13 protein-coding genes are annotated in these 19,050 nt (G+C 62.4%); 5 read left to right on the forward strand and 8 right to left on the reverse strand.

Annotated elements, in window-relative coordinates:
* The 5 genes from ACMUOY_RS11870 to ACMUOY_RS11890 form a co-directional block, all read left to right on the forward strand.
* On the forward strand, positions 1 to 781 hold a 781-nt coding region (locus ACMUOY_RS11870; RefSeq protein WP_413892936.1), incomplete at its 5' end, for a phosphatase.
* Positions 782 to 855: 74 nt separating this feature from the next.
* Positions 856 to 1,479 (forward strand): L-threonylcarbamoyladenylate synthase, encoded by a 624-nt coding sequence (locus ACMUOY_RS11875; protein WP_413892937.1) that lies wholly within the window; start codon positions 856 to 858, stop codon positions 1,477 to 1,479.
* A gap of 27 nt (positions 1,480 to 1,506) precedes the next feature.
* Positions 1,507 to 2,175, forward strand: coding sequence for a site-2 protease family protein (locus tag ACMUOY_RS11880; RefSeq protein WP_413892938.1), 669 nt, complete (start codon positions 1,507 to 1,509; stop codon positions 2,173 to 2,175).
* 11 nt (positions 2,176 to 2,186) lie between these two features.
* Complete coding sequence (locus ACMUOY_RS11885; RefSeq protein WP_413892939.1) at positions 2,187 to 3,488, forward strand: tryptophan--tRNA ligase; 1,302 nt, start codon at positions 2,187 to 2,189, stop codon at positions 3,486 to 3,488.
* 39 nt (positions 3,489 to 3,527) lie between these two features.
* Positions 3,528 to 4,127, forward strand: coding sequence for a response regulator transcription factor (locus ACMUOY_RS11890; RefSeq protein ID WP_413892940.1), 600 nt, complete (start codon positions 3,528 to 3,530; stop codon positions 4,125 to 4,127).
* 66 nt (positions 4,128 to 4,193) lie between these two features.
* On the opposite strand, the gene ACMUOY_RS11895 is transcribed toward ACMUOY_RS11890, so the two are convergent.
* The 8 genes from ACMUOY_RS11895 to ACMUOY_RS11930 all read right to left on the reverse strand — a co-directional run bounded on the left by ACMUOY_RS11895 (position 4,194) and on the right by ACMUOY_RS11930 (position 19,043).
* Positions 4,194 to 5,021, reverse strand: a complete 828-nt coding sequence (locus tag ACMUOY_RS11895; RefSeq protein WP_413892941.1) for a dienelactone hydrolase family protein — start codon at positions 5,019 to 5,021, stop codon at positions 4,194 to 4,196.
* A 355-nt stretch (positions 5,022 to 5,376) separates the two neighbouring features.
* Complete coding sequence (brxL, locus tag ACMUOY_RS11900) at positions 5,377 to 7,428, reverse strand: BREX system Lon protease-like protein BrxL (protein WP_413892942.1); 2,052 nt, start codon at positions 7,426 to 7,428, stop codon at positions 5,377 to 5,379.
* Positions 7,429 to 7,432: 4 nt separating this feature from the next.
* On the reverse strand, positions 7,433 to 9,757 hold the full coding sequence (pglZ, locus tag ACMUOY_RS11905; protein ID WP_413892943.1) for a BREX-1 system phosphatase PglZ type B: 2,325 nt from the start codon (positions 9,755 to 9,757) through the stop codon (positions 7,433 to 7,435).
* On the reverse strand, positions 9,754 to 10,875 hold the full coding sequence (locus tag ACMUOY_RS11910) for a hypothetical protein (RefSeq protein ID WP_413892944.1): 1,122 nt from the start codon (positions 10,873 to 10,875) through the stop codon (positions 9,754 to 9,756). Before ACMUOY_RS11910 ends, pglZ begins: the two co-directional genes overlap by 4 nt.
* Complete coding sequence (locus tag ACMUOY_RS11915; protein ID WP_413892945.1) at positions 10,872 to 14,255, reverse strand: Eco57I restriction-modification methylase domain-containing protein; 3,384 nt, start codon at positions 14,253 to 14,255, stop codon at positions 10,872 to 10,874. The genes ACMUOY_RS11910 and ACMUOY_RS11915 overlap by 4 nt, the downstream gene beginning before the upstream one ends.
* Entirely contained in the window at positions 14,252 to 17,689 is a 3,438-nt protein-coding gene (brxC, locus tag ACMUOY_RS11920; RefSeq protein ID WP_413892946.1) for a BREX system P-loop protein BrxC, read from the reverse strand. The genes ACMUOY_RS11915 and brxC overlap by 4 nt, the downstream gene beginning before the upstream one ends.
* Positions 17,686 to 18,243 (reverse strand): hypothetical protein, encoded by a 558-nt coding sequence (locus ACMUOY_RS11925; protein WP_413892947.1) that lies wholly within the window; start codon positions 18,241 to 18,243, stop codon positions 17,686 to 17,688. The genes brxC and ACMUOY_RS11925 overlap by 4 nt, the downstream gene beginning before the upstream one ends.
* On the reverse strand, positions 18,240 to 19,043 hold the full coding sequence (locus tag ACMUOY_RS11930) for a hypothetical protein (protein ID WP_413892948.1): 804 nt from the start codon (positions 19,041 to 19,043) through the stop codon (positions 18,240 to 18,242). Before ACMUOY_RS11930 ends, ACMUOY_RS11925 begins: the two co-directional genes overlap by 4 nt.
* Positions 19,044 to 19,050 lie beyond the last annotated feature (7 nt).

Consider the following 19,050-nt stretch of genomic DNA (forward strand, 5'->3'; position numbering starts at 1 on the left):
GGCAGCCCGCGCGCGGTCCAACGGCGTCGAGCTGTGGGCGCTGACCGACCACGACGAGATCGGCGGACAGCACCGCGCGATGGCTGCGGCCAAGGCCGAAGGCATGAAATACCTCACCGGCACCGAAATCTCGGTAAGCTTTGCCGGTCAGACGGTGCACATCGTGGGCCTGGGATTCGATGCCGACAACGCCGCCTTGCGCCAGGGCCTGGCGCGCACCCGCGGCGGACGCGGCGAGCGGGCCCAGGAAATGTCCGACGGGCTGGCCAAGGTGGGCATCCGCGACGCCTACGAGGGGGCGCTGAAGTTCGTCGGGAATCCGGAGCTGATCTCTCGCACCCACTTTGCCCGCTTCCTGGTCGAGACCGGCGTGTGCAAGGACACCAGCGAGGTGTTCCGCAAATTTCTGACCGAAGGCAAGCCCGGCTTCGTTCCGCATCGCTGGGCCAACCTTCGTGACGCGGTCACCTGGATCAGCGACGCCGGCGGCCTGGCGGTCATCGCGCACCCGGCGCGCTATGGCTTCACGCCCAACGAAGAGTATGCGCTGTTCACCGAGTTCATCGCCCATGGCGGACGCGGGGTCGAGGTGGTCACTGGCAGTCATTCCTCGCAGGAAGCGGTGACGTACGCCGGCATGGCGCGGGAGTTCGGTCTGGCCGCCTCGCGCGGCAGCGACTTCCACAGCCCGGATGAAAGCCGCATCGACCTGGGCGCGCTGCCCAGCCTGCCCGCGGAACTCACGCCGGTCTGGGATCTGCTGGCGGACCGCATCCAGTGAGCGTCGGGCGAGTCGGGCAAAGCGCCGGCCTACGCCAGGCTGCGCCGCGGCGCTCGGCAACTTAAACTCACCCCATGGCCCAGCATTTCAGCGTCCATCCGGACAACCCCCAGATTCGCCTGCTCAAGCAGGCCACGGCCCTGCTTGATCGAGGCGGCATCGTGGCCGTTCCGACCGACTCAAGCTACGCACTGGCCTGCCACCTCGACGACAAGGCGGCGGCCGACCAGCTGCGGCGCATCCGCGGCGTCGACGAGAAACACCACCTGACCCTGCTGTGCCGCGACCTGCGCGAGCTGGCCAACTACGCCATCGTGGACAACCAGCAGTTTCGCCTGCTCAAGCAGGCCACGCCCGGCCCCTTTACCTTCATTCTCGAAGCCACCAAGGAAGTGCCCCGGCGCCTCAGCCACCCCCAGCGCAAGACCATCGGGCTGCGCGTGCCCGAGCACAAGGTGCTCCAGGAACTGCTGGCCCTGCACGGGGCCCCGTTGCTGGCCACCACCCTGATCCCGCCCGGCGAAACCGAGCCGCTCAACGACGCGGAAATGATCCTTGAGCACTTTGCCCACGGCATTGCGGCGGTGATCGACGCCGGCGCCTGCCCCTCCCAGCCGACCACCGTGGTGGACATGACCGGTGGAGATATCACCGTCGTGCGCCAGGGACGCGGCGACCCGGCCATCCTGGGCCTATAGAAAAACCCTGTCTGAGACAATCGACCCGTGGACCCAACCGAACTGATCCAGACCGTCCTGACCTACGCCCTGCCCGTGCTCTTTGCGATCACGGTGCACGAGGCCGCGCACGGCTATGCGGCCCGCCACTTCGGCGACAACACGGCGGCGATGATGGGGCGCATCACGCTCAACCCGCTCAAGCACATCGATCCGGTGGGCACCATCCTGATGCCGCTGCTGCTGTACTTCGCCACTTCGGGAGCGTTCCTGTTCGGCTATGCCAAGCCGGTGCCCGTGCGTTTCGGCAATCTGCGCAACCCCAAGCGCGACATGATCTGGGTCGCGCTGGCGGGACCGGGGGTCAACCTCCTGCAGGCCATGGGCTGGATGGTGTTGCTCTACCTTCTGGCCGCCATCGGGATCAACGAGCCCTTCTTCGTCAAGATGTGTCAGGGCGGCGTCCTGGTCAATATCGTGATGTTCGTCTTCAACCTGTTTCCGCTGCCGCCGCTGGACGGAGGTCGCATCCTGGTCGGACTGCTTCCCTACAAGCAAGCCATGCTGGTCTCGCGTGTCGAGCCCTGGGGCTTCTTCATCGTCATGGCCTTGGTGGTGTCCGGCGTGGTCAGTGCCCTCTGGATGCAGCCCCTGATGGGCCTGACCCTGGGGTTCATCAAACTCGTGCTCACGCCGCTGCGCATGCTGCTTCTCTAATGCCTGCTCCCATGACATCCCTGCGCGTCCTCACCGGCATCACCACCACCGGCACCCCCCACCTGGGCAACTACGTCGGCGCCATCCGCCCCGCCGTGGCGGCAAGCCTGAATGCCGGCACCGAGAGCTTCTACTTCCTGGCCGACTACCACGCGCTGATCAAGTGCGAAGACCCGTTGCGCATCCAGCGCTCGACGCTGGAGATCGCCGCCAGCTGGCTGGCTGCCGGCCTGAATCCGGAGAAGGTCTTCTTCTACCGTCAGTCCGATATCCCCGAGATCCCCGAGCTGACCTGGCTGCTGACCTGCGTCACGGGCAAGGGCCTGCTCAACCGTGCCCATGCCTACAAGGCGGCCGTCGACAAGAACACCGCAGCCGGAACCGACCCCGACAGCGACGTCACCGCCGGCCTGTTCATGTACCCGGTGCTGATGGCGGCCGACATCCTGATGTTCAAGTCGCACAAGATCCCGGTGGGGCGCGACCAGATCCAGCACATCGAGATGGCGCGCGACATGGCTTCGAGCTTCAACCACCTCTACGGCGAGCATTTCGTGCTGCCCGAGGCGGCCATTGAGGAATCCGTGGCCACGCTGCCCGGCCTGGACGGGCGCAAGATGAGCAAGAGCTATGACAACGCGATTCCGCTGTTCGCGCCGCGCGAGCAGCTGCGCAAGCTCATCATGGGCATCGTCACCGACTCGCGCGCGCCAGGTGAACCCAAGGAGACTGAAGGCTCAGCCCTGTTCCAGATCTACCAGGCCTTCGCCAGCGCCGAGGAAACGGCCTCGCTGCGCAGCGCCTACGCCGCGGGCATCGGCTGGGGCGACGCCAAGCAGATGCTGTTCGAGCGCATCGAGCGCGAAGTCGCACCGATGCGTGAGCGCTACGAGGCCCTGATCGCCCACCCCGACCGCATCGAGGCCACCCTGATCGCCGGCGCCGAGAAGGCGCGCCAGCTCTCTGCGCCTTTCATACGGGAACTGCGCCAGGCGGTCGGTTTGCGTGCGCTGAACCAGCAAGCGGGTGTGCGCGCGGCGCGCGCTGACAAGACGGCGCTGCCTGCCTTCAAGCAATACCGCGAGAAGGACGGCCAGTTCTATTTCAAGCTGGTCGATCCGAAGGGAGCCGTGCTGCTGCAGAGCACCGGCTACGCATCGCCGCGCGATGCGGGCCAGGCGATTGCCCGGCTTCAGGGCGAAGGCCCGGCCGCGCTGACCGCGCTCGCGCCGAACCTGGCACCCGTGCATGGCGTCACATCCGCCGACATCGAACAGGCCCTGCAGGCCCTGCTCGACGCCGCCGACGCCTGACGAGACCCAACCGCTTTCCATCGAGACAGGAGACCTGCGATGACGTTCTATGTGATCGACGACCATCCGTTGATGCGTGAAGCCATGGTCATGCTGCTGCGCCGGCTGCGGCCTGGCGCCGAGGTGGTGGAGGTCTCGCACCTGGGCAAGTTCGCAGCGGCCGTGAAGGCGCATGGTGAGCCGGATCTGATCTGCCTCGACCTGAAGCTGCCCGACACGCTGGGCGTATCCGGCATCCGCGAAGTGCGCGCCGGGTATCCGCACACGCCCTTGGCCGTCATCTCCTCGGAACTCGCCGCCCACAGCGAAGACCCGTGCATCGAGGCAGGTGCCGACATCTACATTGAGAAATCAGCCGGCGCCACCGAGATCAGCGCAGCCCTCAAGACCCTGCTCACCGACGAGAGCGAGCTGGACCAGGAGGAAGTCGACGGAACGCAGACCAAGCTCTCCAAGCGGCAGAAGCAGCTGATCCTCATGCTCGACCAGGGCCTGAGCAACCGCGATATCGCCGAAAAGCTCGGCATCAGCGAGCACACGGTGAAGGTTCACCTCTGGCGCCTGTTCAAGCGCATCGGGGTCAACAGCCGCACCCAGATGCTGCACTACGCGCGGGTCAACGGCTTGCTGATCAACTGACGGCCCGGATTCTGCGGGATCGTGCCGGTCCGACGCCCGGCCCGCTGGGCCAACAGGTCGTCCGGTCTATTTCAGGACGTCCTGCAGGAAACCGGCGACCACCTGGCGGGCCGCTGGCAGATTCAGCAGGGTGTGCGGTGCCCCCGGGATCAGCACGATGCTCGCCTTCGGGTGATCCTTGAAGGCCGCGGCGCAATGGCCCACGGCCGCGGGCTGGCCCAGCCAGGCATTGGAACGCGAGAAGAAGGGATCCGTCGCGCTGATCACGTTCAACACCGGCTGCTCGGTCCGCACCGCGGTGCGGTGGGACTCCACGAAGTAGTTGTCCTCGCAACTCCACGAGAAAATCATGCGTGCGGCAAAGGCGTCTCCGGCGTAGCGGGCCACCGCGGTGGCGCCTTCGCTGGTGCCGGCCAGCACCATGCGGCGCGGATCGGCCCAGGGAGCATCCTTGAGGGCCTGCACTGCCAACGTGATTTCCGACCCACGCAGCGCATGGATCTTTTCGTAGAAGTCCTTGCCGACCGGCGAGGTGTAGGTCACCCGCGCCGGAAGGGCAAACGAGTCGGGTGCGAAGCTGGCGATGCCCATCGTCGCCAGCCATTGTTGCCACTCGCCGATCGCCTTCAGGCCCAGTCCGGACGAGCCATGCAGGAAGACCACCACCGGCACCCGGGCCCGCATCTCGCGGGGCGCGTCCTTGAAGGCCCCGGTGAACACGGCGCCACCCGTTGCCGCCGCCGGCAGCACCAGTGCCCCGTTTGCAATCGCCGCGCGGGTCGATTCCGGCGTATGTACGATGGCCTGGCCCTTGATCTCGCCTTGCGGCGCAGGGGCCTGACACCAGGCCTGAGTGGCGGCAAGCAACAAGGCAATCGACAACGTGGCTTTCATGGGACGCTCCTTCCTGGGTGCAATGGCCCGGGCATCTTGGTGGTCAATAAGAAAGCCCCGAGCTAACCATCGGGTAGCAGCGGGGCTTTGCATTGGCGGGAGAGTGTCTTTCATATCTTCATCTGCAACCCGCATGGATGCTAGGCTTTATGATATAGAAAATCCACAATACCCCCAATAATACCCCCTCTGAGATTTCAGGTGATCGGGCCAAGTATCGTGCAGCCATCGCAGTTCAGTTGCTCACACCAACATATTTCACCATGTCGCACAGAGGCAACGAAGCTCCCGGGCGCGTTCCGGCAAAGGAACAGCAGGGTTTGAGACTCCATCCATGCCGGCTGTCTGGTCGCGCTCATATCGCCAACGCCTTCAACAAGGCATCGCGGGCATCCAAGTAATAGTGAATGGTGATCTTGGCCGCTAGGTCGTCCGGCAGGTCGTTTAACTGGCGCCGGCTACTGATCGGCATGAGGATGCTGGCGGCGCCCTTCTCGATGGCGGTTTCGACGACAGCGACGGGATTGAAGATCGTTTCGAGGGAGCCACCCAGGTTCAGGCCGCCAGAAACGGCAAGACCTCCCTTGATGCTCTTTTGCAGGAGTGACGAGCAAAGCGCCAGCAGCACGCCGACGCCGACGGCCGAGCCGCTCTTTGCGGCATCGAAGGCCCGCAGTTGAACCGAGAACTCGTGCTGGCGCGGCTCGCGGTCGCCAACCAGCTCCTTCGCGCGGGCATAGAGGTTCTGCTCGGCGCAGCGCACGCTTTCCCGGAACGGTGGCGGGGCCGGCTGGTTCAAGATCTTCACGCCGCTGCCCGGACCTTCGGTGATGTCCACCTGGTACAGCCCCGGATTTTCGTCGCCACCACCGGCTGAAATCACCCAGATCTGCCCGGGCGGCAAAGGGTCGCTGCCGATGCTGTTCTCACTGAAAAGCTCGGGGGTGGCTACAAACTTCTCCACCCCGTCTTCACCCATCGAGTAACTGAACTGTGTATTTCGAAACTCGGCAGAGCCGATGCGCTTTTGCTGTTCCTTGACGCGCCGACGGCATTCCAACGCCAAACGAAGCGCCCATTCCAGAACCTCGTCGGAAACCGGGATCTCCGGATTTGGTGACACCAGCTTGATGAGCCCGCTGACTGTCTTCTGCACGCCCGTCGTATCACGTCCGCTCAGGGCACCACCCAGGTGAATGCGGCCCTGGAATATGTTCTGCCGGCTCTGGCGCCGCAACTGATTCCAGCATTCAGACAGAAAGTCGCTGACCAGACCGAAGTGATTGGTCAACAGGTCCCGGTTGACCTTTGGCAAATCCCAGCCCGGAAGGTAGGCGTGAATGCGGTCCATGAAGGCTGTGTCATCGCGCATCTCTGGCGGCAGCGGCCCAAACAGATGGCCGACGCGCTGCTGGTGCTGCACGTCCACATCAAAGTTACCCACCATCACCACACCGCCGTCTGCGCGAATGCTCTCTTTGCCACGACTGAACTCGCCGGACTCCATGTAGCCCTTCATGATGTTCACGCCATCCTTCTGGTCGAAGGAGACGCCGGAGATTTCATCGAAGCAAACCACGTCGTATTGGCAGACCAGGCCGCGTTGACCGTTTTGGTTATTGACGAACATGCGCGCCACCGTCGCCTTGCCGCCCGAGATCAGGTGGGCATAAGGCGAGACCTGCTGGAACAGGTGGCTTTTCCCCGTGCCACGCGGCCCTAGCTCCACCAGGTTGTAGTTGCGCTCGACGAACGGCACCATGCGAAGCAACATCATGTCCCGGGCCCGGGGGGTCAGTTGCGCCGGCTCCATGCCGATGCTGCGGATCAGGAAGTCCTTCCATTCCTCCGTCGCAAAGGCTTCTCGCCCTCGATAAAGTGCGGGAAGCACTTCACGCTTGGAGAGTTGAATCTCTCGCAGTGAATCGATGCCGAAGGGGCGGCCGTTCTTCTCCTGGGCGATGGTCGGGTCGTAGGCCAGTTCGACTTCTGCATAGAAGCCGCCTGTGAGCATGCGCTCGTTGCCGTGGACCATCGCTTCGCTGATGCGCACGTCCTTCAATTGAAGGCTGGGCAAGGAGGCCACGAAGGAGTCAGATCCGGCATCGAGTCGGGCCGTGATGATGTCGATCAGCTTCACGTGCCCTTTTTCCTTGGCGCGCGCCTTGAAAAGCTCATGCTCACCGGCGCGGATGGTCTTTTCCCCGAGCTGGCGTTCCACGATCTTGAGGCCCTCGGCGATTTCCTCCTCATCTACAGAAGCGCAATAGCGGCCCAGAAGAAACTCCGCCACATAGGTTGGCACGGGGTATTGCCCCTTGAATTTGCGCACCAAGTCCTTGCGTACCACGTAGCCTTCAAAGGCCTTGGTCGCAATCGTATCGATGGGGTCCAGTTGTTGGCTCATAAACTCATTGTCCCAATGTTGTGGGCAGCGAATGAATCACCTGCCCCGAAGAGTCCAGCAAGACTATCTCTGCTTCTTTGCCGATGTCCGCGTCGTCTTCAAGAAACACTGTCACCCTGCCGTCCGGATTGGTCTCGCGTGCATGTTTATCGGTCAGCAGTGAGGATTTGGGGTCGGCGTGACTGGTGCGAACATCTACACGCACGCCAACACTTTGACCGCCAATCGAGACCCGGCATTTCGCACCTGTCCACTTCGCGTCCAGTAGCCGAGCGGATCCTCCCGCGGGCTGCGTGGCCTTCACCCGAAGTATGGGGGTCACCATTTCCTGCAACGACACGCCTCCGTGCGAATACTCAATGCCGGCGCGAAAGCTCCCCGCGCCGGGAGGGCTGGCCATCATCACGGTGGGGTTCCAGTGCCACTTGTATGCCAGGGCATCGGTCTGGGCCTCGGCCTTCAAAGCGGCGCAGCGGCTCCATCGGGTTTCCGTCAGAACCGCCTTCAGCTCAACCTTCGGCAAGCCGTTGGGCACCAGCAGCCAGCCGTGATCAGTCACCACCACCACCTCTGTCCAGCCAGCTTTGAGCAGTGCGCCAATCCTGCTTACCAGGTCGCGGACCTCCGTTTCAACGCTGCGCGCCAGCTTCCACCCCTCGGTGTGCCCTCGCTTGTCGAGTGCACCTGCTTCTGTCCAGGCTGACCCCAACGGGTCGCCGGTCTCGTCCGGGCCAAGAAACTGCCAGCCACGTTCCTTCAAGGCGGTCACAAAACGATCCTGCGTCAGGAGTTGGCCTGTGGAGACCAGCCGCGCAGCGAACTCATCGCTGGCGTCACCCCCTTGCACAAGGTCGGCGATAGGCGACGCGGCAGGCTTGGCGGTGGCCGTGACCGACGGAATAGCCGACCAATCCCAGTCTTGAGTTGATTCGATACCAGTCGACCCAAGCCTATCAGCCAACTGCTGGGCTACATCCATCCTCAGACCATCCGCGAATACGACGAGTCGCCCCGCCGCCGCCTCAATCGGTTTAGCTCTCTTGGCAACCGACTGGCCACTGGAATGAATCAGTTGTTGCAGGTGCCGGGCGGTAGTTTCCAACCACGGCAGATAGATAGCCCTTAGCACCCCCAACACCGCACCGTGATGCTCTGGTGAGCCGCAGGCTGCCAAGGTGTCCAGCGCGGCAGCATCCACGCGCCAGCCCTCGCTCGCATACAGGTCGGCAAAGGCATCGGGAGTCGGCGCACCTGGCGTGGTCTGGCATAACGTGGCAAGTTGCGCCAATGGCTTGAGCGCCGTCGCCAGCGGGCTGAGGCCGAGCTTCTGCCACGGGTGACTTCGCCGGTCGCCGTGTTGCTTTTCCAGCGACATGACCCCGCGTATCACCTCGTCCTGCGGTCGGTCAACCAGTGACTCCAGCGCCTGCTGCAAGGCCCTCTCTTCACTCTCGTTGACGCTCGGCCAGACCTCGGCCGAATCAAACATGCCAGGTGCTTTGGGTGCCGCCCGTTTCAGCCATTCCACGATGCCAGGGTAATTCACCGGCGCCTCAACAAAGCGCTGCCAGACCTTGCTCCAGTGATTCATCCGCGCGGCGAGCAAGCCAGCAGCCCTGAGCGGGCCATCCTTAACCGGATCGAACCCGGACTCGGCTTTGCACTGTTGACAGAATGCCTTCCACTCGGCATCTGAGCGGCGCTGCTTGAAGACCTCGGGTTCGCTGAGCCAGCGCAGGAGCAAACCGGTCGCATCCGGCGCCACCAACCCGTTGAAGAACTCTGAGTCCAGCCGCCGGCCCTGCAGTTGCGTGACCGGTTCCGACAGCAGCGATGGCAAAGCTCCCGCCAGCGCGTCGAGCGTCGCCTGATCCTTGGCAACGTCAAGATCGAGACCGCCGTGCCTGGAAACCAGAAAGCCATACGGCGTCCATTCCTTGCCATTCACATGAAGCCACATTGCCCCGCGATATTGCAGTTCTACAAGTGCGGCCAGTTCCTGCGTGCAATCCTCTGCGGCCCGCAACTGCTCGCGGCTGATGCCCGGCAGGTAGAACACCGGTGTGGTACCAGCCAGCGGCGCGCTATCCACCAGCCGCGCTTCGATGCACCGCAGCCAAAGTGCCGGGCCCGTGCGATCTTCGGGAGCGTAACCACCCAGGATGAATAGCTCCGGCAGCAAGGCCTGCATGGACGGCATGACGCTTTCCCACTGCCGATCCGGGTCAGTCCACAGCACCACACAAGGCGCAACCTGATCGCCAGCGGCGTAGGATTGCGTAGCCGTCCGCAGGGTCGCCACAAGGCGCTGGGCGAGCGTTTCACTCATGCTTTTTTTACTCCGGCCGGTTGACTATCACGGCGGACTTTTAACTTCTCCTTCGCCATTTTTTCCAATCGACTGGCAGTCTTGGCAACGAGGTCCAATGAAACGCTGGTTGGCACTGGATCGTTACCGAGGTGCCGGGAAACATAACGTGCACTGCCGCCAACCAATCCAAACCGGGAGGATACGATGAAGGCTGTTGCCTCAGCTTCGATTTCCACTGTGTGATGACTCAATTCACAACGGCTCGGCCACCAATGGTCCTTGTCGCTACCTAGATGGCCGAGGTAGATGTGAGCCAACTCGTGGCACAGCACGCCGAACCTACTTGGCTCATCAAGTACATCGTGAATCGCAATGCGCATCTTCCAATTGCCCTGCTCTCTGGCAACGGTTGCAAAACCTGCGTTCGTCGAAGACAGGGTTTTGAAGGTCACAAGAATCTTGTCGTGCAACTCTGCGTTCTCAACCAAGCGCGCCAGTAATTCGGATCGCCACTCACCTTTAAACTTTGCGAACTCCGTAATCTCCTTGGGCGGTGGCTTGCCTTCAGTTTGATCCAAGTCATACACCAGCATCACCGGGTGTTTCGGCGCGAGGATCAGCATGGGACGTGCATCTTCCTTCAACGTGCGCTCAAAACGTTTTCCCCAGTCAGTTGATGTTGCATAAAAACTGCATGATGGATTTTGTATCCGCACCAGCATGTTGTTGAACGGTGCGTAATCGCGGAACGCACCCATGAAGCTGACCATATCCTGGAACTCTGCGCTGCCTCGATAGGAATTACTCATTTGCAGCAGTGAATCGATCGAGGATGCAATCTCCTTTTTTGGCGCGCCCTCACCACGCAAGGCCTCCAGCAGATCGTCTGACGCCCGCATCGACTCGCAATATGTACGCTGCCCCCCTGTCTGTGCTTTGTCTTTCGCTAGTTCTTCCAGTATTGGTAGCAGGTCCCAGCGCGCCAGCAAACCGGCCTTCGTCTCTATTTCAGCCAACAATTCCCACGCGGACGGCTGCCGACCCGCTCGCAACATAGCCAGCACTAGCGCTCTCACCTGTTCGGCATGATTCGACTGAAGCAGTAGCTCTTGCTGAACTGGTTGCGTTGGATTCACGCCTTGGCCCTCTTCTTAAAATCGTTGCTGTAATGGCAGTCGTTCCAGCGGTTGCCGTCCGGTTCCTTGCCCACGCCGGCAAAGTCCTGCGTTGCTTCGTCCCAGCCCCAGAACCACGGGAACTCGGCCTTGGCGCGCACGGGCTCCTTGCCGCGATCTTTCTCCCACTTGATGTTCGGCTTGCTGCGCAAGAGGCCGGCGCCTTTCTTGCCGCCAGGGATGTCCTGGGCGAGGAAGGGGCGGATGTTCAGGCGCACGCCGTCGTTGAGGTCGGGGTGCCAGCCGATGGCCTGGCGGGCGAGCGGCTTCCAGCGGACGAAGAGATCAAACGGCGGTTCGCCTTCAAGGATCAGCTTGAGGCGGGCCTGCAAGGTCTTGGCTGCCGCCAGTCTGGCGTCGCTGCCAGCCTCGCCGGCGTCCACGGCAGCCTGCTGCCGGCGGATCCAGTCGCCGAGGTGGGCGTAAGTGAGTTTCTCCAGTTTGGCGTGATCGAGCTTGTGACAATTCACCAGCGCGCTGAAGCCGCTCTTGTGGCCGTCCCAGATATGCCAGATGAAGGGGCGATGGTGGAACAGCACGCAGTGCTGCTCGAAGAACTCATCGCGCAACCAGTCTTCCAGCGTTTCGGACTTGCTGTTTTTGCCGGGTTTGCCCATGGGTCCGGCGCCCGCCAGCAGCGCGCTGGGGTCAAAATTGCCCAGCGCCTGCACCAGCAGCAAGCGCAGCCGCTCGGCGGCGGGTGCTTCGCCCTTGGTGGCGGAGAGGCAGACGATGCCGTCTTCATCGGCCAGTGGTTCCAGCCCATCAGGATCTAGAGCCGGGCAATCGGGGAAGCTGGAACCGGTTTGGCGCGGCCATTGGTAGCCGAGCAAGCGGGCGACGGCGGCGTGCAAGGGTTGGTCTGATTCGCTGGGGTGGCCGTTGAACAGCCATTGCGTCGGGTCACTGGAAAACGGCTTCGGCAATCCGTGCGGATATTCTTCCGCCGCCACCTTCTGCCAGTGGGTGAGGTCGAAGGGGACTTTGACAAACGTACCTGTCGCAGCGTCAAGACGCTGGGTAAGCTTTCGAAGCTCGACGTTAAAGTCGGGTGACGAACAAAAACACCAGATTGCGGGCAGGTATTCCGTTGACTTAGGCACTATGGCGACGGTCATCTTGTCATGCTTGAACCCGCAAGTAAGGGAGGCGGTGTCGCTCTTTATCCGACCCAAGAGAACGCAACGCTTGCCCCAAGCCGCCTGGCCTTGAATGCGCGCAACTCCAGACTGAGCAAGATAGCCTTGTCCCTCTTCCCACCTTACAAGGTACTGAAAGCCGTCGTATGAGGTTAGCCCACCCGGCGATACTTGCAGCGGTTCCCAGGTTGGACTTTTGGAGTGAACCTCCCAGAAGCAGACCAGGTGGCGATCCTTATCACCAGTGGACATCCCTTCCGCGCAAGCCGCGAAGTCGGCCAATAGAGATCCGCGACTTAGGGTCTCCAACGTAATGACAGAGTCTGGATTCCCAAGTTGGGCCAGTTGACCAATCACAGCCGGGGTGAGAGCCAATAGCGAGTCTGCCTTTGCGGCTGGGCTTGCTGAAGGTGACACGTCAAAGCCAGCGAACGATTGTCCCGCCAATGGTCTTGCGCCGCCCAAAATTATCAACGCAATATTGAAATCCCACATGGGCGTTTGAAAGCTCTTCGGACCGAGGCGGCTAATCGCACGCCAAGAACTCTCTTTAAGCAGTTTCTGCCGGAGTTGCTTATAGCTTCCCAGGAAGAGCCAATTTTGCGGGGTAACTAGAGCGCTGGTTCCGCTGGGCCCGCAGAAATCAAGACAGCGCTCAACAAAACATGTCGATAAATCCTGTTTGGCTTCGGGATATGAATCCTCGCAATATCTGGCGAGACCTTCATCCTGCTTGCCGCGTCCGAGATAGGGCACGTTGGTCGCCACGAGCGTGAACCGCCCAGCGAGAATTTCCGCAGCCTTAGAAATTCCGCGAGCAGTCACGGCCATTTCATGCGCAGTATCGTCGTTGGTCTCCTGCGCCAGCGCCTTTTCCAGCAGCGGCTGAAGTTCATGGAACCCCGCATCCACCAAGTCGGCGCTGGCGAGACGGGGGTTGATCAGGCTGCCGAGCACCGGCGCGTCCTTGAACAGCATGTAGAGCTTGGCCATGCCGCGCTGCAGCCGGTCGTTGTCGCCAGCCAGAGCCAGCCAGTCGGCCTGCTTCGCATTCGGCGCGAGCCCAGAACAGGCGAGGTGCATCGGCGGCAACGTGCAGTGGCCGACCTGCCGCCACGCCGCCAGCGCCAGGTTGAACGCGGCGATCTGGGTACAGCGTGGGTCGATCTCCAGGCCGAACAGGTTGTCGCGAATCACCGCCGCCACGGCATCTGCGGCGTCCAGTGACTCCTCGGCAAGGCGCAAGGCAACCAGTCGCTCGAACATCGCCACAACGAAATGGCCGCTGCCCATGCAGGGGTCGAGGCAGGTGAGTTCTTGCGCGGTCTTGGGCCAGCCGTCGAAGGTGCCGGCGGCGGGGGTCCATTTGCCCTCCGCGCCTTGGATGAAACGAAGGTATTTCCATGGGCAGCCGGGTAGTGCGACGGCATTACGGAGTTCATCTTCGCTCTGTGCGGTTTCGGCCAGTGTGGGATTCGCCGCCAACACCTTGCCCGCGTGCCAGGCACCGAGGGTGTTGTCGAGCAGAAAATCCACCATGTAGTCTTCGGTGAACAACTGCGTGACGGCGGGCAGTTCGTCGGCGCCGATCTTGTTGCCGGCGGCGTTGACCGCGTCTTTCTTCTCCGCCTGCCAGAACTGGTAGCACCAGCCGAGGCTGTCGGTGGCGGTGAATACCTCGACGGGCAAACCGGTGACCAGCGCGATGAGCGACTGGCGGTCATTGACCGACAACTCCACCGCACCCGCCGGGTCGTCGGCACGGAAGATTTCTGGGAGCTCCTTGGCGGCAAAGCGGGCGGCCACGGCCCAGGCGTCTTTCAAGCCCTGCGCGGGTGCGAGTTCTTCGCAATCGTCCAGCGCCACGGCCACACCGTGCTCGGGCGAGATCAGCAGGTTGTTTTCCAGTAGATAGCGGGCAAACAGCAGCCGGTGCCACTGGTCGTAGGCGAGCTTTTCGGCGAGGTGCTTGATTTCGTAGGCGCCCGGCCTCTGGCGGCTCTCGCCATCGCCCAATTGCCGCGCCTGGGCGCGCAGTTGGCGGCGCAGGCTGCGCTGCGCTTCATTCATGTGCGGGTAGGGGTCGGGCTCATGCACGGCCAAGGCTTCAAGCGCGTGGCGGGCGCCGGCCTCGGCAAGGTTGCGCGCCTGTTGGACAGCCTTTTCCAGCTGCCGGCGCAAGGAGGTGGGCAGGCTGCTCACAGGATCACCGGACCGTCTTTGAGTTTGTCTTCGACCTGAAGGCGCACGCCGGCGAGCCACTGGTCGAGTTCAACGGTGGTCTTGATGATGGCGCCCGGTAGCGCGACGCGAACAGCTTCGGGAGTGGCCAGTTTGGCGGCTTCTTCGAGCGCGCGGGCAAAACGCTGCGGGACAGCGTCGAGCAGATTGCGCCGGTCGGTCAGGGTGCGTGCGCGCAGGGCCGCGAGGATTTCGTCTTCGGTGCCGATCGCTGCCTTGGGCGGCGGGGTAAGTTGGCAGGCCGCGACGATGGCGGTGCGCTGTTCGTCGGTACGGCCGTTCCAGACGGGCGAGGAGGCGAGTTTGGTATCGCCCGCCTGGAAAGCGGTGGCGAGGTCGTCCTGTAATTTGCCAAGCGCATTGCGTAGCGCGGTGGTGAGTTGCTTAGTCAGCTCGGGCACCGGGTCTGGTTCGGCCAGCAGGCTGCGGCCGGCAGTGATGGCGGCAATGGATTTGGCGCAGGCGTCGGCTTCGGGCAGGCCGGTGGCAAAGGACTGGAAGTCCTCCAGACGTTCCCATGCCGGCCAGCGTTTGGCGATGGCTTCCGTGCTCTTCTTCCAGGCGGCGAGTTTGGCGGCGAGGTGGTCCTTTTGCTCATGTATTTTGAGCAGTTGGGCATTGCCGCTGAGCATTTGCAGGGCGCGCAAATCCTGCGTGTCGGATATTTCCGGCCGGGGGGCTGCACCGCCAGCGGATTCGGCCAGGGTGAGCAATCTTTTCAACGCCTCGGCGGCGGCTTCGGATTCTTTGCCGTTCTGCGTGGTGATGCCCGCTTTCTGGAACAGTGCCTTGAGGTCGAGCCGCTGCCCCACATCGAGCGGCGGTACGTCGACATAGAAACTGGCCACGCCAACCTGGTTCTGCGGCAGCGATGCCTGCACCGGCTGGCCGTTGTTGGTGGCACGCAGGTTGCCCGCCACAAGCATGACGAACAGCGCGCCGTCGATAGCGTCTTGCGGCCAGCCGAAGGGCGCCGCCTTGAACAGGTCGCGCAGATCCTTGCCCTTCTTGCCAGCGCCGATGGCTTCCAGCACACGGCGGCAGACTGGGTGTTGAGTGGGGTTGCCGGGGTAGCCAACCTGCGAGAGCGCTCCCACATCGCCGCCCCGGGCACGGGTGACCACCTGCCCCCAGTTGCCATGGTCAGCCTCGCCAAACTGCGGGAACAGCCGCACCAGGGCGCTGCTGGCGGAATCCTGAACCTTGTCGGCCAGCTCGATGCCGTTGGCTTCCTGTCCGCCACCGAGGAAAACCTTGGCGCCGCCAATGATGTAGCCGAGCAGCTCCTGAATGCGGTGTTGGGCCACGGCCAGATGGGTTTCGACGGCCTTGCGCGGCTCGATGGCCTCGGCTCCGCCGGTCATGCCGTGGGCGTCGAGTGTTTCCTGCGCGGCAAGCCAGGAGGCAATGGCCTGTTTCAGTTCTTCATGGTGGAGGCGCGGCAGGTAACCGAACAGCATAGGGCTATCGACCCCAGCGGCGCGGGCGTCGTTCAGCACTGCCTTTTCGTCGTCGCTCCAGCCATCGCGCAGCCAGAGGGTGACCTCGTCGCTCGCGGCGGCGGGCCGACTGGAGGACAGATCGAAGGCGAGCTTGCGCGATGTGCCGGAGCTACCCTGCTGCAAGGTCACCGGCTTGAGCGCCTGTTTGGCGCCCCCCTGCAGCAGTTCTACCCGCTTGGAATTGATGCGTGGGTCGTCATTGAGTGCGGCGGTGCGGCGACGGTTGAAGTCATGCGTCCAGACCGCACCCTCGCGGGTTTGCAGCCGGTATTCAGTCTCCACCGCCATGAGCTGGCCGGTCTCCACCAGTTGCTTGAGCTGTTTGGGAATTTGCTGTTCAAGCCTGGCCCGTTCGGTTTTGAGGTCGCAAACCAGCAGATCGACCAGCGTTTCAGCGTTGGCGCGCACACCGTCGTCAGCGCCCGGCGTGCGCGGCAGCTTGCCGATCAGGAAAATCAGCGCACACAGGCTGGAACGCAGGTCGCCATCGGGGGTACCGTCGCGCTGCTTGCGGATGATCTCGTCGTATTCGCGCTCCAGCTCACCCGAGTTGAGAAGGTCGGTGGAAATCTGGTCGTAGATGAAGTCGGCCGGCACCACCGTGCCGACGGCCGCCGCCGCAGTTTGGCGCGTGGCCTCAAAGACGATCTGCAACTGAGAGCGCAACTGGGCCTTGGTGCCCGAGTGGTCGGTATTGCGCAACACTTTTTCCCAGAACCGGCGACGGGTGGGCAGCAGCGGGTAGTCGGCGACGAAGAACTTTTCGTCTTCGTGCGTGGCGGCCAGGCGGGTGCCTTGCAGATGGCGGGCCAGTTCGCCCTGGTTGGCACCCATGCACGCGGTAATGGCTGACTCTTGCTCCGGCTTTTTGCGCAGGACCGTCTTGCGGATGACGCTTTCGACATCGGCGTCGGATAGCTGCACCTTGACCAAGAAACGCGCCTGTAGCCGCTGCAAAGCAGGCGTGGCACTGTGCAAGGCGGACTGGCCCGTGCCAATGAGGAGCAGGCGGCTGTTCAGATCGGTGCAGACGTGCTCTGCGATTTCCTGCACGTCGTTGGCACGCTGGATCTTGTCACCGATGAACTGCTGGATTTCGTCCACAACAAGCAGCGTGCAAGGGAGATGGCCACCATGCCCGAAAATCTGCTTCACCACATCGAGCGTATCGGCAATGGTCGGCGAATTGTTGTCTTTGAAGTCGTCGCGGATGGAGGCCTGGGCGTTGGCGGCGGTGGCATATTTCGGCTCGGCATTAAGAAGCGCCTCGGCAAGGGGGATGGAGATCTTCAAGCTGAGCACTTCACGGGCAAGCGTGCGGTTCTGCTGCTTGAGTGCGGCCTCAACCTTGGCCTCCAGCCCGGAGGAGCGCAGCCACAATATGAACTTGGCCTGAGCCAGATTTTCCGGCAAGCCGGCGGCACGCAGCACCAGTTGTATGAAGGCGAGGCGGACGTTGTCCATGGAGCCAGCGCCGAGCGTGCCTGCAGCAGCACGCAGGCCCCCCAGCGGCTTGCTGCGGTTGCTGAGTTCGGTCAACAGATCGGTGATCTCGGACGGCAGTGTGACCAGTGAGCGTGCGGTGGCACCGTCGGCAAAGTGGTAGTCCTCCCACAGGTAGCGCAGCACCTTGACGAGGTGGGACTTGCCGCTGCCAAAGAAACCGCTGACCCAGACGGCGTTCTGTTCAGATTTTCCCAGCCCGCCCAGGTAGGCTTTGAGAATCCGTTCCATACCGAGCGCGTATTCGCCGTCGCAAACAAAGTTTTGCAACTCAAAACGGAGCGTTTTGATCTGGCCTTCGTCGTGGCCGATTTCGGAAACCTTGGAGACGCCGTTGTTGAGCAGTTCAAGCGTGGTGGGATCACGAAAGTAAACGTGGCGATTGGTCATGGGGTGATGAAACTCTCGGTTGAGGTGATGGGGACGGCCATGTAGTTGAAGCCGTCTCGCGCGTCCATGAAGCGATAAACGTTCCCGGCGTATTCCCCCGGGAAAAGAACAAGCAAGCGGCCGCGCACGCAGTCCTCTACGCGCTCGATCAGGCTGGACACGCGCATGAAGTCGAACAAGGTCGCAAGTCCCATGATGGCCACGACGCTGGTGGCATCGACATCCTCACGCATGCAGCCGTAACGAACCCGTTCAACGGCGAGATCTTCGAGTTCGCTGTTGGCACTGAACTGCTCGGGTTCGGAGAAGATTCCCTCCCGATACTCATGACCGGAAATCCATTTGGGTAGCAGGTCTGTGAGGTCAATGGTGGTCCAGCCGTGGTGGGCTTCCAGCGTGAGGGCTTCAAACTGTGGCAGCCGTGCCCGCACCCTGCGTTCTTCGGCCGGTGGATACACCGCGAACCAGACGCGCTGCTTGCCCGATGTGTGAGCCGACCAGGGCAGGCGTACCTGACGGGCATAGTTGGAAAGAAGACGGTCAATAGAACTCATGCGGCTTGCCCCTGAAAATCAGCGAGTAGCGGGAAGCTCAGTTCGACGACTTCACCGACCGCACGCAAGTTGAGCAGCCCAGCCCTATGCGCCTCCTGGCCCATGGCTCGGGCACGGTCGGCGCTGAGGTCAAGCAGTCCGCACCAGGGATTTGAAAAGACAGTGGCGCCGTGATAGCCCGTGATCTCGCCAAGGAACAAGGCCATGGTAACTGCCACGACTGTGGGCTTAATCCGCTGCCGGGTCTTGTTTGCGCGGCCGGCGAGGTGGCCGGTTTGGGTCCACGACGATGCCGCATTCCGACCGATCTTGTTTCGGTTCAGTTCAGAGTACTGCATTGGAAACGTTGCCTCCAATGCGAGCGCGAGTTCGACTGTCTCGACCCTGTCGCCCTCAGAAGCTCCAATGATGACTGGGGTCGTGGCCCTGAAAAGAGGATCGCGAGCCCAGGAGACCTGGAGGGCCAGGAGCGGCAAACTTGAGGTGTCAAGGGCGTGGAGCCTGCGCAGGAGTCCGAAAATGGGGACAGCTTCATCCATCGCATAAAGCTCGCGCAAGTGACGCAGCGATTTCTGCCGGGTGCTGTCCGTCCTTTTGCCCAACACATTTCGATCAACAATAGCCTCGCGGTAGCCGACTGCACCGGAGCCAACAGGAACCGCCGCCAAGACCGCCTCAAGCTCAGCCAGCATCATGGTCCGGCTGATATGCGCGCCACCCGACGAGAACTTGAGGCCGAATACCTCCAACGCCGGTGAGGCGGCGGGAAACCCAAGCGAGGAAAGACTACCGGCTAACACTAGCCAG

The sequence above is a fragment of the Candidatus Skiveiella danica genome (assembly GCF_022705245.1).
In the GTDB taxonomy this organism is placed as follows: domain Bacteria; phylum Pseudomonadota; class Gammaproteobacteria; order Burkholderiales; family Burkholderiaceae_C; genus Skiveiella; species Skiveiella danica.